Source organism: Labedaea rhizosphaerae (assembly GCF_004362825.1).
Lineage (GTDB): Bacteria > Actinomycetota > Actinomycetes > Mycobacteriales > Pseudonocardiaceae > Labedaea > Labedaea rhizosphaerae.
In genome coordinates, this window is sequence record NZ_SNXZ01000003.1 from 314,070 (window position 1) to 328,913 (window position 14,844).

Sequence of the window (14,844 nt, forward strand, 5' to 3'; positions counted from 1 at the left end):
CCGATGGTGACCAGATTTGATCACCGGTGTCCGTTCTGGATTTACGCCGCGGGTGTGCGGGCGACGATCGTGCGGAAGAGGCGCAGGGGGGCCTGGCACTGCGTGGCCAGGTCGAGTTCGTCCACGTTGGCCTCGTCGTGCAGGAGGCGGACGGCGGTCGGCAGCAGCGACGGGCCTTCGAGCAGGGGCATCGGGCCGGGCTCGCGGCGGCGCCACCCGCGGTTGGACACGGTCGTCATCGCGTTGCGGTAGGTGACGTCGCTCATCACCTTCAGGGTGCGTGCGCGGTAGAGCAGCGCCTGCAGGCTCACGTTCCAGTGCTGCTTCAACTCGCCGAACCGCTTCCAGTCGGCCTTGGCGGGCAACTGGTCGGCGATCGCGTCGGCGGGCATCAGGAACTCCGCGGCGAACCGGTGGGCCTGGTCCTCCACCGCCTTCCCGCCCGGCTCCGCATCGCCGTGCATCACCAGGTGGCCGAGTTCGTGCGCCACGTCGAAGCGCTGGCGGTAGTAGTCGTCCTTCAACGGGTTCAGCACGATGACCGGCCGGTCGGCGGTGTCGAAGGAGTACGCGTCCACTGTGGCGCTGCCGGGCGGGCTGAACACCACCAGCACGCCGTGGTTCTCGGCCAGCCGCACCAGGTGGCCGACCGGCCCGGCCGGCAGACCCCAGTGCGCACGCAACATCGCGGCCGCCTCCTCGGGACCGCAGCCGGCGGCGTCGATAGCGACCGGGTGCGCGGGCAGGTCCCGCGCCGGGAACTCGACGTGCCGCTCGATGGCGCTCGCCACGTCGATGGCGAGGTGGCCGTAGGCGCTCGCCTGGTCGCGGGCGACCTGGCTGGTGGAACGCAACGACCGGAAGTGCGGTTGGGCCAGGCGCACGGCCTCACGGCGCACCAGGAAGAACTCCGGCTCGACCTCCAGGGCCAGGGCGAGCGCGCCAACCGTTGCGGCGCTTGGGTTCTTGACGCCGTTCTCGTACCCGGCGATCGCCGTCGGCGTCTTGCCGACGGCGGTCGCCAGGGCGTTCTTGCGCAGCCCGGCCAGCTGCCGGGCCAGCGTGAGCCTGCCGCCGTCGAAGAACGTGGCCGCATCGCCCAACCGGTCGCTCATGTGTCACCAATAGCACGCGGTGCTTCGCCGCGCTGCGCTGGGATCCGCATCCGGACGGTCTCGTTGACCGTGTCGCTGTCGGCCGCGCGCTGGACGTCCACAGTGGACTGCGGCGCGATCGCCGTGTCGGACAAGGAAAGCAGGTCGACCTTCCACGCCCAGGCCGGGCCGTGGTCGTCATTGGACCGCGCGCGGCCGAGGTAGAGCTGGGTCGCGCCGTTGTCCGGGTCCATGGCGTGCGCGAGCACGATCGTGTTGCGCAGCAGGCGCTGGTCCTCGGTCAGCGACTCGGCCGGCGGCAGCAGCTCCATGAGCTTGAACAGCCCGATCTCGTCGTCCAGGTGGGGCTGGCGGGCCACCCGGTCCTTGGTCTCGCTGCGGTGCGACCAGACGATCTCGTCGACCCGGCCGTACTCGCACGACACCATCAACCAGCGCACGTCGCCGAAGCGCCAGCCCGGCGAGCCGTTGAGGTCGCTGCGCTCGACGACACCTGGCCGCAGCAACGGCATGCTGCGGAAGTCCTCGTCCCGCATGCCCGCGGCCAGCACGTCGCGGCCGACGCCGTCGGCGCCGGGCGGGACCGCGTAGGCCTGGCACTGGAACACCCGATCCTGCCGGTTGACCAGGTACTTGTGCGCGGTGAGCCCGACCCATTGCTGGTCGAGCCCGCCCTCGGGGTTGAAGTCCTGCCAGAGCTGGCCGTGCGCGGACCGGTGGGCCCACCGGATCGCGGCCAGCACCCCGGCGTCGGCAAGGTCGTCGATGACGCGCTCACGCTCACCCATGCTTGAAAAGATACCCGGGATCAGTAATCGATGCGTGGAACTGAACCGCGTGTCGCGAGACCGGTCAGCACGAGGTCGAGCCTGGCCGCCAGCGCGGCCCCGAGGTCGAACGGCGGCGGGCCGTCGACCAGCCAGCGGGTGAGGGTGTCGAAGTAGACCGCGGTGACGACCTCGGCGGCGGCCCGCGCGTCCAGGTCCGCGGCGAACTCGCCGTCCTCGATCCCCCGCTCGACCGCCGCGACCACGGCGTCGGCCACCGGCCACTGGTAGACGCGTGCTTCGTCGGCGCGCGGGCCGATGTGCAGGGCGCGGGTCAGTTCGCGTTCGTCCTCGTTCATGCGGGCGAACGCGGCGAAGAAGCGGTGCAGGTTCGCGGCGGCCGGGCCGTCCAGCCGCGCCTGCTCGGCGATCCGGTCGCGGCGACTCGCGCCCCACGCCAGGACGAAGTCGCGTTTGTGCGGGTAGTGGTTGAGCACGGTCTGGCGCGCGACGTCGGCCCGCTCGGCGATGTCGGTGATCGTGGTGGCCTCGTAGCCGCGTTCGGCGAACAGCGCCAGCGCGGCCTCGAGCAGGCGGGTGCGCATGCGTTCCCGGTTGGCTTCGCGCCGTCCCACGATCGTCCTCGCAAACTTTAGGCTGCGTGCTAAGTTTGGTCTGTAACCCAATCTTACTCGGCGGGGTGGAGCATGCAGATCGACATCAAGGACAAGGTCATCGTGGTCACCGGCGCCGCCCGCGGGATCGGTCGCGCCCTCGCTCTCGGCCTGGCCGCCGAGGGCGCGCGGATGGGCGTGCTGGCGCGGTCGCCGGAGAAGGCGCAGGCCACGGTCGACGAGATCCGGGCCGACGGCGGCGAGGCGATCCCGCTGGTCGCCGACGTGTCGTCCGAGGACGACGTCCGCGTCGCGGCAGCTGCCGTGGACGCCCACTGGGGCCAGGTCGACGGTCTGATCAACAACGCCGGGTGGATGCCGCACGGCCGCCCGACCAAGGTGCTCGACCTCGACACCGCCGACCTTCGCCGTGTCCTGGACACCAACCTGATCGGGTGCTTCCTCACCACGAAGCACTTCGCGCCGCTCATGATCCGCGGCGGGGGCGGGCGGATCATCTACATGAGCAGCATCGGCGGCGTGCTGGACGCGGCGCGGGCGGGCAGCGGGCCGTACGGCGCCTCGAAGGCGGGTGTGAACATCCTCAACGCCGCCGTGCACCACGAACTGGGCAACCAGGGCATCCGCACGACGGCCATCGCGCCCGGCCTGACCGACACCCCGGGCATGCGCGACGGGATGACCGAGGAACACCTGGCCCGCGTCGCGGGCAACTACCCGGGCGGTCGCGTCGGCCGGCCCGAGGACGTCGTGCCGTTCGCGGCGTTCCTGTGCAGCACGGCCGCCGACCACCTGTCCGGCACGGTGCTCACGATCCGCCCGCTGACGTGACCGAAAGTGATCATGACATCCTTCGGTCGTGACCTACCCGCAGCAGGCACTCCCCCGTGAGTTCCGGATGGCCGGCGGCGGCTTCGGCCGGATCGCGGCTCCGTGGATCGCGGCGCTCGTGTTCTTCACGTTGATCATGCTGGTGCTCGGCTCGGTGGTCGGCGGGATCGCGGGCGGCATCATCGCGGCGGTCGTCGGCGACGCGATCCTGCTCGGGATCCTCTACAGCAAGTACAACCGGCTCCGGCAGGGCACCGTCGTCCAGTTCTCCGAGCACGGCGTGCAGCTCTCCGACCACCTCGGCTTCCACATGAGCCTGCTCTGGCAGGACATCGACGCGATCGGGCCGGTCGCCACGCAGATGGGCGACCCGCGCTCGGTGGGGGTGCGCGGCGGCGCGCAGGTCTCGGTCGGCGCGGTCCACTCGCTCGGGCTCATCGGCTGGGGCCACCGGATCGTGCCGCCGAACGCACCGCGCTGGATGCGCGAGCTCCTCGCGACCGCGCCCCGCCACCCGGTCGACGGCCGCCAGCAGGTGGCCATCCCGCTGGGCGGCATCGACCCGAACTGGACCCAGGGGCCGATGGGCCAATGGGTGCTGCTCTACCGCCCGGACCTGTTCGGGCGTCAGGCTTCCTGATCCGACGGCACGTAGTCGCCGTGGCGGTGGACGATCTTCCACTCGCCGTTCTCGCGGCGGTAGATGTGGGTGGCCCGCAGCGTGTACGTCGTTTCCTCGCCGTGCACGCGCACGGTCTTGTGCTCGAAGCCGATCGTGTAGGCGAGGTCGCCGTCCGCCTCGGCCGCCACGAGTTCGAAGCGGTAGTCGGTGAGGTCGGAGAAGCGGGAGGCGACCCAGCCGAAGGTCCGGTCGACGTCCGCCCAGCCGCTGCGCACCGGCACGGCCGCCCCGAAGAGGGTCACGGGGTCGTGCTTGGTCCAGAGCGCTCTGCGCACCTCGGCGTCGCCGTTGAGCATCGCGCGTTCGGCGACCTCCTGCCTGGGCAGCATGTCGGCGAGGAAGGCGTCGGTTTGTGAGGTCATGACACGCACTCCAATACAGTCGGCCTGCATTAAATACAGTTAGACTGTGCTCGATGAGTGACGCAGTCAAGAGGACTTACGACTCCAGCCGGCGGCGCGCGCAGGCCAGGCAGAACCAGCAGCGCATCCTGGCCGCCGCTACCCGGTTGTTCGCCGAGCGCGGCTACGGTCGGACCACCCTCGCTGACGTCGCCGACGCCGCCGGAGTGGCCGTCGAGACGATCTACGCCACGTTCAAGAACAAGCCCACGCTGCTGCACCGCGCGTGGGACGTGGCCGTGGGCGGCGACGAGCAGGACGTGCCGTTGCTCGAGCGCCCGGAGTTGCGTGCCCTGTTCGCCGAGCCGGACCTCATCCGGCGGCTGGCAGGGTTCGCGGCCGTCAACACGGCGATCATGCGCCGCACCGCGGAACTGCACCTCGCCGTGCGCGGGGCAGCGAGCACCGACGAGGCCGCGGCGACCCTGCTCGCCGAGATCGACGACCAGCGCCTCGCCGCCATGACCGTCCACGCACGCGCGGCCAAGGCCACCGGTCAGCTCGCGGTGTCCGAACAGGACTGCCGCGACATCCTGTGGTCCACCACCGACGGGACGCTCTGGTACCGGCTGGTCCGCCAACGCGGCTGGACCGACGAGCGCTACGCCGGCTGGCTGAGCCAGCTGTGGGCCGCTCAGCTGGTCGCCTAGCTTGATCGTGATCACCGGCCGCGGGCACGCAGACGTGCTCAACATCCGCCGCTACGGGCCCGGCTCACCCGGCGACCTGCCCTTGCCGGCTGTGATGGGCAGCTGCCACTTGGGCGGGCGAACGCCAAGATCTGATCTTGGAACTCGTACGTCAGAAGCCCAGAAATCCCTGGCCTCGAGGGCGGCTTTGCGTTGGCCACCCAGAAGCCGGGCCACACCGTAGGCGAGCTCAGCGGCCGTCGCGGACGATCACTCAGGGAACTCCACCGCTCGAGCCTGTTCCACTCGCTGGGGCGGGTCGAACGATCCGTCTTCCCCATCCGCGAACCGCTGCCGCGTCCTCGACCCCATGCCCAGGCCGGAGGTCGGCTTGGTCAGCACAGAGGTGAGGATCGCGCGCGCCTCGGCCTCCATCGAGCGACCATGCGCCGCGGCCCGGGCCCTGAGCTTGGCCGTCAAACCTTCGTCGAAGTCGCGAATCGTCAAAATCGCCACGCTTCACCCCGGCGCTGTCACTGCAGTCAATGCTGGCACGAGGGAGGGTCAGCCTTCGGCGGCGAGCTGACCGCAGGCGGCGGCGATCTCCTGGCCACGCGTGTCGCGCACGGTGCAGGACACGCCCGCTTCGTTGACCCGGCGGACGAACTCGCGCTCGACAGGCTTCGGCGACGCGTCCCACTTGCTGCCCGGCGTCGGGTTGAGCGGGATGACGTTCACGTGCGCGAGCTGGTTCAAGTGCTTGCGCAGCAACGAACCCAGCAGATCGGCGCGCCACGGCTGATCGTTGATGTCCCGGATCAGCGCGTACTCGATCGATACCCGCCGGCCGGTCTTGTCCGCGTAGTAGCGCGCGGCGCGAAGCACCTCGTCCACCGGCCAGCGGTTGTTCACCGGCACCAGGGTGTCGCGCAGCTCGTCGTCCGGGGTGTGCAGGGACACGGCCAGCCGGACCTGCAGGTTCTCGTCGGCCAGCTTGCGGATGGCCGGCGCGAGCCCGACCGTCGACACCGTGACCGAGCGCTGCGAGATGCCGAGGCCGCCCGGCGCCGGGTCGCAGATGCGGTGCACGGCCGCGAGAACGCGCTTGTAGTTGGCGAGCGGTTCGCCCATGCCCATGAACACGATGTTGGAGAGGCGTCCGGGCTCGCCCACCTCGCCGTCGCGCATGGCGGCGGCCGCGGCGCGGACCTGGTCGACGATCTCCGCGGTCGACAGGTTGCGGGTCAGCCCGCCCTGACCGGTCGCGCAGAACGGGCACGCCATGCCGCAGCCCGCCTGGCTGGACACGCACAGCGTGGTCCGGTCCGGGTACCGCATGAGCACGCTCTCCAGCAGCGTGCCGTCGTGCGCGCGCCAGAGCGTCTTGCGTGTGGTCCCGTCGTCGCACTGGATGTGCCGGACCACGGTCAGCAGGGTCGGCAGCAGCTCGGCGCCGAGCCGGTCGCGCGCGGCGGCCGGCAGGTCGGTCATCGACCCGGCGTCGGCGGACAGCTTGCCGAAGTAGTGGGTGGAGAGCTGGTTGGCCCGGAAGGGCTTCTCCCCCAGCTCAGCGACCACGTCGCGGCGCTCGTCGATGGAGAGGTCGGCGAGGTGCCGCGGCGGCAGGCCACGGCGAGGAGCATCGAAGACAAGGGGGAGGGCAGTCATAACCCGTTCATTGTCCCACGACATGAGTTGAGTCTCAGACGTTGCATCGCGATACGTTCCGATATATCGTTGACCTATCGCGATAGTCCAAACGTAAGGAGACAAGATCATGCGATCCCCATTCGGAAACCAGAACAGCCCGTTCGGCGACCCGCGCTCGTTCGGTCACCCGGGCGCCCAGATGCGCGAGTTCCTGCACGAGCACCGCGGTGCGCCCCACGGGGGCGATCCGCGGGAGGCAGGCCACCCGTTCCCGCCGCCGCCCCCGTTCCCCCCGCCGCCCGGCCCCGGGTGGGGCGGCTTTCCGGGCGTCGGCGGGCCGTTCGGTGCTGGACGCGGTCGTGGCCGCCCTGGTGCGCGCCGCGGCGGCCGCGGGCACGGCGGACCGGGCCGCCGCCAGCGTCGCGGTGACGTCCGCGCCGCCATCCTCGCCCTGCTCGCCGAGCGACCCATGCACGGCTACGAAATGATCCAGGAGATCAACGAGCGCAGCGGCGGCTTCTGGAAGCCGAGCCCCGGCTCGGTCTACCCGACCCTGCAGATGCTCACCGACGAAGGCCTGATCAAGGCCACCGAGGACGCGAGCAACAAGCGCCTGTTCCAGCTGACCGACGACGGCCGCGCCGAAGCCGAGAAGCAGGACAGCCCGCCGTGGGAGCAGGTCACCCAGGACGTCGACCCGCACGACGTCGACCTGCGCAGCGCGATGGGCCTGCTCGTGCCGGCCATCTTCCAGGTGGCGCAGGCCGGCAGCGGCGCGCAGAAGCAGCGGGCCGTCGAGGTCATGAACGAGGCCCGGCGCCAGCTCTACGCGATCCTCGGCGAGGTCGAGCCCGACCTGGCCGACGACGATGCCGAGGACGGCGCCGACGACGAGTAAGCGGTACCGGTTGGTGCCCGGCTGATCACGGCAGATCAGCCGGGCACCACCAGCCCGGAAGGCTTGCGACGCACGCGCACCACGTAGGCCACGGGGAAGCTCAGCCCGGTCATCTGGGCCAGCGCCCGCTTGGCCACGGCCTTCGAGAACTCGATGCGCAGCACCGATTCCAGGGCCGCGCGATCCTCGAACCGCCACGTGGTGTCCACCGCGTGACGGTCGAATCCCTTGATGTCGAAGAACTTCTCGATCTCGTGCGGGCTGACGTTCGGCAGGTCCGCGCGCAGCCAGCCGCCGTAGGGCGAGCGGGCCAGGTCGAGGTCCACCACGGCGAGCACGCCGCCGGGCCGCAGCACGCGGTCGGCCTCGGCGAGCCCCGGTTCGCAGCCCGGGCCGAAGAAGTAGGCCGTGCGGGCGTGCACCACGTCGATCGACGCGTCCGGGAGCGGCAGCCGTTGCGCGCTGCCCGCCACCACCTCGATGCGGTCGCCCACCCGTGCCTGCGCCCGGGCCACCAGCGGCGGGTGCGGCTCGACACCGGTCACGCTGCGCGCGCTCTCGGCGAACCGCGGCAGGTGGAAGCCGTCGCCGCAGCCGACGTCCAGCACGTCCTTGCCTTGCCACGGCGCGTGTTCGGCGAGCACCCGCCAGATGTCGCCGTGCACGTCCTGCGCGCGGTTCTCGATCTCGTAGGTCTCGGGCCAGTGCCAGATGTTCGGGCTCGGCACCGCGTCGCCACGAGCGGACGCGGCGAGCCGTCGTCCCGCGCGCGACACCAAACCCACCCCGACAGGTAACCACATCTGCGACCAATGCCTGCTGACTTCCCGGCTCCGGCCACGTAACGTCGCAAGTTCACCAGCCGGGGAGGGGTGCGATGACCACAGAGCTCGACCCGCACGAGGACACCGAGACGATCATCCCCGGCACGCCGATCTGGGTCGACCTCGCGACCCCGGATCCAGTGGCGAGCAAGGAGTTCTACGCCGAGCTGTTCGGCTGGACCTACGAGGTCGACCCCGTCAGCGGCTACATCATCGCCTCGGCGGATGCGCTGCCATGCGGCGGGATCTTCGGGTTCACCGACCGGTACCTGCCGCCCGGCTGGACCGTGCACCTGGCCACGGGCAACGCCGCCAACACCGTCGACCGCGTGCGTGCGTCGGGTGGCGGGGTGGCGCTGGAGCCGGTTTTCATTGCCGGGCAAGGGTCGCTGGCCGTCGCGATCGACCCGACCGGCGCGGCCGTCGGCTTCCTGGAGCCGGTGCCCGAGTGGCGCTTCGGCACCATGTTCCCGAACACGTTCAACTGGGCCGAGCTGAACACCCACGACGGCGAGACCGCCGACAAGTTCTACCAGCACTTGTTCGGCTTCGAGCTCGAGCAGATCGGCGACGGCGTCGACTACGACTACACGACCTGGGCGCTGCGTGGTGACCAAGTCCTCGGGCGGCTCAAGATGGGCCCCGAGTTCGCACCCGACCACCCGTCGCACTGGATGGTGTACTTCGGCGTCGACCCCGAGATGGGCACCGACCTCGTCGCCAACCGCGCGATCCGATTAGGCGCGCGGGTCACCGTCGAGCCGTTCGACTCCCCGTTCGGCCGGCTCGCGGTGATCGAGGACGTGACCGGCGCGGTCAGCACCCTGATCGACCCGTCCCGCACCACGACCGTGGTGCCGGAAGAGGTCATCGGCGCCGAGGTCGACGACCCCTACGACGACTAGCTGAGCAACCGCTGGAGTGCGGCGATGTCCTGGTCGGTGAGCTTCGGCTCGGTCGCCAGCACCCGGTACCAGATCAACCCGAAGATCAGATCCGCGCACAGGTCGGCGCTGAGGAACGCCGGTTTGTCCCCGCGCCGCGCGGCCCGCGTGACGAGGACGTCGATCGCGCCGCGGCGCTTGTGCAGGAACTCCCGTTGGAATCGGTCGCGGAAGTCCTGGTCGCGTTGCGCTTCGCTCATCAGCGAGCGCAACACGGCGACCACGCCCGGGCGGGCCAGCAGGACCGCGGAGTCGCGCAGGAACGCGCCCACGTCGTCGGCGAAGGATCCCTGGTCCGCCGTGGTGACGCTCAGGTCGGCCTTCAACGCCAACGCTTCCAGCAGCACGTCGGCCTTGGTCGACCACCAGCGGTAGACGGTCTGCTTGCCCGAGCCGGCCCGCGCCGCGATGCCCTCGATCGTGAGGTCCTGGTAGCCGACCTCGGTGGTCAGCTCGTACGCGGCAGTGAGGATCGCGAGCCTGGTCTGCTCACTGCGCTTGCGGCCGCGCGTCTGCTCCGGCGGTGTGCCCATGACCGGACCCTACTTTATTTCGAGACGCGGCGACTCGAAACGGTGCTACCTTTGTCGAGACGTCACGTCTCGAAATTCAAGGAGCGCCCATGCCCACCACGCTCGTCATCGGGGGAACGTCCGGCATTGGCCTGGCCGTCGCCCAGCAGTTGTCGCTTCGCGGTGACGACCTCCACCTCGCAAGCCGCGGCCAGGACCGGCTGGCGAAGGCCACCGTCGCCGTCGAGGGCTCGCGCGGGCACGTCCTCGACGCGGGCCAACCGGACGCGGTGCGCGCGCTCGCCGCGAGCATCGCGCCGGTCCACCGGCTGGTGATCACCCTCGCCGGGAACGGCGGGGCGGGACCGCTCGCGGACCTCACCGTCGACGAACTGCGTCGCGCGTTCGAGGAGAAGTACTGGCCGACCGTGACGGCGTTGAAGGCGGTGCTGCCGAGCCTCGCCCCGGACGCCTCCGTCACCCTCGTCGGCGCGATCACGGCACGGGCGGCGATGCCCGGCACGGCCGGGATCGGGTCGCTCAACGCCGCGATCGAGGGGCTCGTCCGGCCGCTCGCGGCCGAGCTCGCCCCGATCCGGGTCAACGCCGTCTCCCCCGGCTACGTGGACACGCCGTGGTGGGACAGCTTCCCGCCGGACGCCCGTGCGGCCTTCTTCGCACAAGCCGCGGAAACCTTGCCGACCAAGCGGATCGCCACCGCCGCCGACGTCGCCGAGGCGATCGTCCTGCTGGCCACCAACCCCAACATCACGGGGACGGTCATCGAAACCGACGGCGGCGCACGCCTGGCCGCCTGAGCACCGGACGAGCCGTCGACTCCGTGGGGCCGGCGGCTCGTCGCTCAGACCGGGACGAACCAGGTCAGCAGCAGGAACGCCACGACGGCCGAGGGCAGCAGGGAGTCCAGGCGATCCATCAGGCCGCCGTGCCCGGGCAGCAGGTTACCCATGTCCTTGATGCCGAGGTCGCGCTTGATCAGCGACTCGATCAGGTCGCCGACGGTCGCGGTGAGCACCAGGGCCGCCCCGAGCGCCGCGCCGAGCAGCCAGTGCCCGTCGAGCAGCAGCCACACCGACAACGCGCCGCCGACCATGCCGGTGAGCATCGACCCCGCGAAGCCCTCCCAGGACTTCTTCGGGCTGATGGTCGGCGACATGGGGTGCTTGCCGAAGAGCACGCCGGCGATGTAGCCCCCGGTGTCCGAGCAGACCACCAGGATCATGAAGCACAGCACGCGCTGCGCGCCGTCGTGCGGCATCACCAGCAGCGCGGCGAACGACGCGAAGAGCGGCACGTAGACCGCGGTGAGCATGGACGCGCTGACATCACGCAGGTAGCCGTCGATGCCACCGCGGAAACGCCACACGAAGCACACCAGCACGGTGACCACGAGCGCCGCGATGGTGCCGTCCCGGCCGAACGGCCACGACAGCCACACGATCGCCTGACCGCCGACCAGCAACGGGATCAACGCGACGTTGATGCCGGCGCCCCGCTTGAGCGCGCCCGCCAGTTCGAACGTGCCGACGGCGACGGCCACGGCGACGATGCCGATGAACACGTGCCGCACGAGGAGCAGCGACACCAGCACGGCCGCGCCCAGCACCACGCCCACGCCGATGGCGGCGGGCAAGTTGCGGCCGGCCTTGGACGCCTTGGCCGCGGGCGGCTTCTCCGTCGTCGGCGGGTCGGCCGGGCCGTCCTGCGTCACTTCGTCTTCCACGGTGTCATCGTCGACTTCTCCGAGCGGGCCGGAGACCACGGGATCTCCTCAGACCTCGAGCAGCTCGGTTTCCTTGTGCTTGACCAGCTCGTCGACCGCGGCGACGTACTTGTCGGTGAGGTGTTGGAGTTCCTTCTCCGCGCGCATCACGTCGTCCTCACCGGACTCGCCGTCCTTGACCAGCCGGTCCAGCTCTTCCTTGGCCTTGCGGCGGATGTTGCGGATGGTGATCTTGGCGTCCTCACCCTTGCCCTTGGCCACCTTCACCATGTCGCGGCGGCGTTCCTCGGACAGCTGCGGGATGACCACGCGGATGATGTTGCCGTCGTTGCTGGGGTTCACGCCGAGGTCGGAGTCGCGGATCGCCTTCTCGATGGCCTGCAGCTGGCTGGCGTCGTAGGGCTTGATGACCGCCATCCGCGCCTCGGGAATGCTCACGCTGGAGAGCTGGTTCATCGGCGTCGGCGACCCGTAGTAGTCCACGACGATGCGCGAGAACATGCCCGGCGTCGCGCGGCCGGTGCGCACGGCCATCAGGTCGTCCTTCGCAACCGACACGGCCTTTTCCATCTTCTCTTCGGCTTCGAAGAGTGTCTCGTCGATCACGACTGCTCCTTCGGCGTACTGACCAGGGTCCCGATCTTCTCACCACGCACCGCCCGCGCGATGTTGCCCTCGGTGAGCAGGTTGAACACGATGATCGGCATGTTGTTGTCCATGCACAAGCTGAACGCGGTGGCGTCGGCGACCTTGAGGTCGCGCTCGAGCACCTCGCGGTGGGTGATCCGCTCGTACATCTCGGCCGTCGGGTCGATCCGCGGGTCGGCGGTGTAGACACCGTCCACGGCCTTGGCCATCAGAACGACGTCACAGCCGATCTCCAGCGCGCGCTGCGCGGCGGCCGTGTCGGTGGAGAAGTAGGGCATGCCGACCCCGCCGCCGAAGATGACCACGCGACCCTTCTCAAGGTGGCGCTCGGCGCGCCGCGGGATGTAGGGCTCGGCGACCTGGCCCATCGTGATCGCGGTCTGCACCCGGGTGTCGATGTGGTGCACCCGCTCGAGGAAGTCCTGCAGCGCCAGGCAGTTCATGACCGTGCCCAGCATCGCCATGTAGTCGGCGCGGTCGCGGTCCATGCCGCGCTGGGAGAGCTCGGCGCCGCGGAAGAAGTTGCCGCCACCGATCACCACCGCGACCTGCGTGCCGGACCGCACCACATCGGAGATCTGGCGTGCGACGGCCTGCACGACGTCGGGATCCACGCCGACCGCACCACCGCCGAACATCTCGCCGCCCAGCTTGAGCAGCACCCTTCGGTAGCCGTCGCGCCCGTCGTCCCAGCTCACCGGTACTCCCCTAGTTTTTCGGCCTGAACACGACCGCGCCCCGTCCCCGGCGGGTTTCGACGGGGACGGGGCACGATCCTAGTTGTCGCTCTTCTCGAAGCGATCAGGCCTGGCCGACCTCGAAACGCGCGAACCGGGTGACGGTGATCCCGGCGTCTTCCAGGATCGCCTTCACGGTCTTCTTGGACTCGACCACGGAGGCCTGCTCCAGCAGCACGACGTCCTTGAAGAAGCCGTTGACCCGGCCCTCGACGATCTTGGGCAGGGCCTGCTCCGGCTTGCCCTCCTCGCGAGCGGTCTCCTCGGCGATGCGGCGCTCGTTGGCCACGGTCTCCTCGGGGACCTCGTCACGGGTGACGTAGCGGGGCTTCATGGCCGCGATCTGCATCGCGATGCCACGGGCCGCCTCGGCGTTGTCGCCGGTGTACTCGACGAGCACGCCGACCGACGGGGGCAGGTCCGAAGCCTTGCGGTGCAGGTACGTGGCCACCGTGCCGTCGAAGTCGACGGCACGGCGCAGCTCGAGCTTCTCGCCGATCTTGGCGCTGTTCTCGGCCACGACCTCGGCCACGGTCTTGCCGTCGAGCGGAGCCGCCTTCAGGGCCTCCGCGTCGGCGGTCTTGTTCTCCTTGGCCACGGCCACGATCCGGTCGGCGAGGGCCTGGAAGTCGGCGTTCTTGGCGACGAAGTCGGTCTCGCAGTTGAGCTCGACCATGACGCCACCATCGGCGACGACGAGGCCGTTCGCCGTGGCGCGCTCGGCGCGCTTGCCGACATCCTTGGCGCCCTTGATGCGCAGGATCTCGATGGCCTTGTCGAAGTCGCCGTCCGACTCCTCGAGGGCCTTCTTGCAGTCCATCATGCCGGCGCCGGTCATCTCGCGGAGACGCTTGACGTCGGCCGCGGTGTAGTTCGCCATCGTGCGGTTTTCCGTCCTTACTGGGTTTCTGGCGCGATCAGGGACTCAGGCCTGGGCCTGCGGCTGCTCGCCTTCGGCGGGACCCGCGGAGGCGTTGACCAGCAGCTCGCGCTCCCACTCGGGCAGCGGCTCGGCGTCCACGCCGGGCTCGGGCTTGTCCTGGCCCTCGGGCGCGTTGTTGCCACGCGCGCCGGAGCGGGCGATCAGACCAGCGGCAGCCGCCTCGGCGACGACCTTGGTCAGCAGCGCGGCGGAGCGGATCGCGTCGTCGTTGCCCGGGATCGGGTAGTCGACCTCGTCTGGGTCGCAGTTGGTGTCGAGGATCGCGACGACCGGGATGTTCAGCTTGCGCGCCTCGCCGACGGCGATGTGCTCCTTCTTGGTGTCCACGATCCACACGGCGGAGGGGACCTTCGCCATGTCGCGGATACCGCCCAGGGTGCGCTCCAGCTTGTCCTTCTCACGGGTCAGCATCAGGATCTCCTTCTTGGTGAGACCCTGGAAGCCGCCGGTCTGCTCCATCGACTCGAGCTCCTTGAGCCGCTGGAGGCGCTTGTGCACGGTCGAGAAGTTGGTGAGCATGCCGCCCAGCCAGCGCTGGTTCACGTACGGCATGCCGACGCGCTTGGCCTCGTTGGCGATGGCCTCCTGCGCCTGCTTCTTCGTGCCGACGAACAGGATCGACCCACCGTGCGCGACCGTCTCCTTGACGAACTCGTAAGCCCGGTCGATGTAGGTCAGCGTCTGCTGCAGGTCGATGATGTAGATGCCGTTGCGCTCGGTGAAGATGTAGCGCTTCATCTTCGGGTTCCACCGGCGGGTCTGGTGCCCGAAGTGCACGCCGCTGTCGAGCAGCTGCTTCATGGTGACGACGGCCATGGCCGGATTCGCACCTTCTTCGTGTCTGGCCGTCCGGGCGTCCGCACCGGCCGGCAGTTCGGTTGTCG

Annotated in this window: 19 protein-coding genes; 6 read left to right on the top strand and 13 right to left on the bottom strand. The window is 69.9% G+C overall.

The window, feature by feature from the left end; all coding sequences use genetic code 11:
- Nucleotides 1-41: 41 nt before the first annotated feature.
- Genes EV186_RS18460 through EV186_RS18470 form a run of 3 tightly spaced genes read right to left on the bottom strand, consistent with a single transcriptional unit; the run spans nt 42 to nt 2,517 of the window.
- Nucleotides 42-1,115, bottom strand: a complete 1,074-nt coding sequence (locus tag EV186_RS18460) for a helix-turn-helix domain-containing protein (protein ID WP_133850567.1) — start codon at nt 1,113-1,115, stop codon at nt 42-44.
- On the bottom strand, nt 1,112-1,903 hold the full coding sequence (locus tag EV186_RS18465) for a hypothetical protein (RefSeq protein WP_133850568.1): 792 nt from the start codon (nt 1,901-1,903) through the stop codon (nt 1,112-1,114). The genes EV186_RS18460 and EV186_RS18465 overlap by 4 nt, the downstream gene beginning before the upstream one ends.
- Nucleotides 1,904-1,923: 20 nt before the next feature.
- Nucleotides 1,924-2,517 carry a TetR/AcrR family transcriptional regulator gene (locus EV186_RS18470; RefSeq protein WP_208115675.1) on the bottom strand — a complete coding sequence of 198 codons (594 nt, stop codon included), beginning with the start codon at nt 2,515-2,517 and terminating at the stop codon, nt 1,924-1,926.
- Nucleotides 2,518-2,589: 72 nt separating this feature from the next.
- On the opposite strand from EV186_RS18470, the gene EV186_RS18475 reads away from it, so the two are divergent.
- Both EV186_RS18475 and EV186_RS18480 read left to right on the top strand, forming a co-directional pair.
- Nucleotides 2,590-3,348: an SDR family NAD(P)-dependent oxidoreductase gene (locus EV186_RS18475; protein ID WP_133850569.1), complete on the top strand. Its 759-nt coding sequence runs from the start codon at nt 2,590-2,592 to the stop codon at nt 3,346-3,348.
- A 28-nt stretch (nt 3,349-3,376) separates the two neighbouring features.
- Nucleotides 3,377-3,988: a hypothetical protein gene (locus EV186_RS18480; RefSeq protein WP_133850570.1), complete on the top strand. Its 612-nt coding sequence runs from the start codon at nt 3,377-3,379 to the stop codon at nt 3,986-3,988.
- Here EV186_RS18480 and EV186_RS18485 read toward each other — a convergent pair.
- Nucleotides 3,976-4,392, bottom strand: coding sequence for a nuclear transport factor 2 family protein (locus EV186_RS18485; protein ID WP_133850571.1), 417 nt, complete (start codon nt 4,390-4,392; stop codon nt 3,976-3,978). The genes EV186_RS18480 and EV186_RS18485 overlap by 13 nt on opposite strands.
- A 53-nt stretch (nt 4,393-4,445) precedes the next feature.
- Between EV186_RS18485 and EV186_RS18490 the strand changes: the two genes are divergently transcribed.
- Nucleotides 4,446-5,081 (top strand): TetR family transcriptional regulator, encoded by a 636-nt coding sequence (locus tag EV186_RS18490; RefSeq protein WP_133850572.1) that lies wholly within the window; start codon nt 4,446-4,448, stop codon nt 5,079-5,081.
- 249 nt (nt 5,082-5,330) lie between these two features.
- Here EV186_RS18490 and EV186_RS18495 read toward each other — a convergent pair whose 3' ends face one another.
- Both EV186_RS18495 and rlmN read right to left on the bottom strand, forming a co-directional pair.
- Complete coding sequence (locus tag EV186_RS18495) at nt 5,331-5,576, bottom strand: FitA-like ribbon-helix-helix domain-containing protein (protein ID WP_133850573.1); 246 nt, start codon at nt 5,574-5,576, stop codon at nt 5,331-5,333.
- A 48-nt stretch (nt 5,577-5,624) separates the two neighbouring features.
- Nucleotides 5,625-6,728 (bottom strand): dual-specificity RNA methyltransferase RlmN, encoded by a 1,104-nt coding sequence (gene rlmN / locus EV186_RS18500; protein WP_133850574.1) that lies wholly within the window; start codon nt 6,726-6,728, stop codon nt 5,625-5,627.
- A gap of 109 nt (nt 6,729-6,837) precedes the next feature.
- On the opposite strand from rlmN, the gene EV186_RS18505 reads away from it, so the two are divergent.
- A complete protein-coding gene (locus EV186_RS18505) occupies nt 6,838-7,608 on the top strand; it encodes a PadR family transcriptional regulator (protein WP_133850575.1) in 771 nt (256 codons plus the stop codon).
- A 35-nt stretch (nt 7,609-7,643) separates the two neighbouring features.
- Here the strand turns inward: EV186_RS18505 and EV186_RS18510 are convergent, their stop codons facing one another.
- Entirely contained in the window at nt 7,644-8,393 is a 750-nt protein-coding gene (locus EV186_RS18510; protein ID WP_243754134.1) for a class I SAM-dependent methyltransferase, read from the bottom strand.
- 92 nt (nt 8,394-8,485) lie between these two features.
- Between EV186_RS18510 and EV186_RS18515 the strand changes: the two genes are divergently transcribed.
- Nucleotides 8,486-9,337, top strand: coding sequence for a VOC family protein (locus EV186_RS18515; RefSeq protein WP_133850577.1), 852 nt, complete (start codon nt 8,486-8,488; stop codon nt 9,335-9,337).
- Here the strand turns inward: EV186_RS18515 and EV186_RS18520 are convergent.
- Nucleotides 9,334-9,909 carry a TetR/AcrR family transcriptional regulator gene (locus tag EV186_RS18520; protein WP_133850578.1) on the bottom strand — a complete coding sequence of 192 codons (576 nt, stop codon included), beginning with the start codon at nt 9,907-9,909 and terminating at the stop codon, nt 9,334-9,336. The two genes, EV186_RS18515 and EV186_RS18520, sit on opposite strands and share 4 nt — an antisense overlap.
- Before the next feature lie 89 nt (nt 9,910-9,998).
- On the opposite strand from EV186_RS18520, the gene EV186_RS18525 reads away from it, so the two are divergent.
- Complete coding sequence (locus EV186_RS18525; protein WP_133850579.1) at nt 9,999-10,706, top strand: SDR family oxidoreductase; 708 nt, start codon at nt 9,999-10,001, stop codon at nt 10,704-10,706.
- 44 nt (nt 10,707-10,750) lie between these two features.
- On the opposite strand, the gene EV186_RS18530 is transcribed toward EV186_RS18525, so the two are convergent.
- The 5 genes from EV186_RS18530 to rpsB form a co-directional block, all read right to left on the bottom strand.
- The gene (locus tag EV186_RS18530; protein WP_133850580.1) at nt 10,751-11,632 is read right to left on the bottom strand and encodes a phosphatidate cytidylyltransferase; all 882 of its coding nucleotides are present in this window, start codon (nt 11,630-11,632) and stop codon (nt 10,751-10,753) included.
- Nucleotides 11,633-11,680: 48 nt separating this feature from the next.
- The gene (frr, locus tag EV186_RS18535; RefSeq protein WP_133850581.1) at nt 11,681-12,238 is read right to left on the bottom strand and encodes a ribosome recycling factor; all 558 of its coding nucleotides are present in this window, start codon (nt 12,236-12,238) and stop codon (nt 11,681-11,683) included.
- The gene (pyrH, locus tag EV186_RS18540; protein WP_133850582.1) at nt 12,235-12,978 is read right to left on the bottom strand and encodes a UMP kinase; all 744 of its coding nucleotides are present in this window, start codon (nt 12,976-12,978) and stop codon (nt 12,235-12,237) included. Before pyrH ends, frr begins: the two co-directional genes overlap by 4 nt.
- Nucleotides 12,979-13,081: 103 nt before the next feature.
- Entirely contained in the window at nt 13,082-13,897 is an 816-nt protein-coding gene (gene tsf / locus EV186_RS18545; RefSeq protein WP_133850583.1) for a translation elongation factor Ts, read from the bottom strand.
- A gap of 45 nt (nt 13,898-13,942) precedes the next feature.
- Entirely contained in the window at nt 13,943-14,776 is an 834-nt protein-coding gene (gene rpsB / locus EV186_RS18550; RefSeq protein WP_133850584.1) for a 30S ribosomal protein S2, read from the bottom strand.
- Nucleotides 14,777-14,844: the final 68 nt, after the last annotated feature.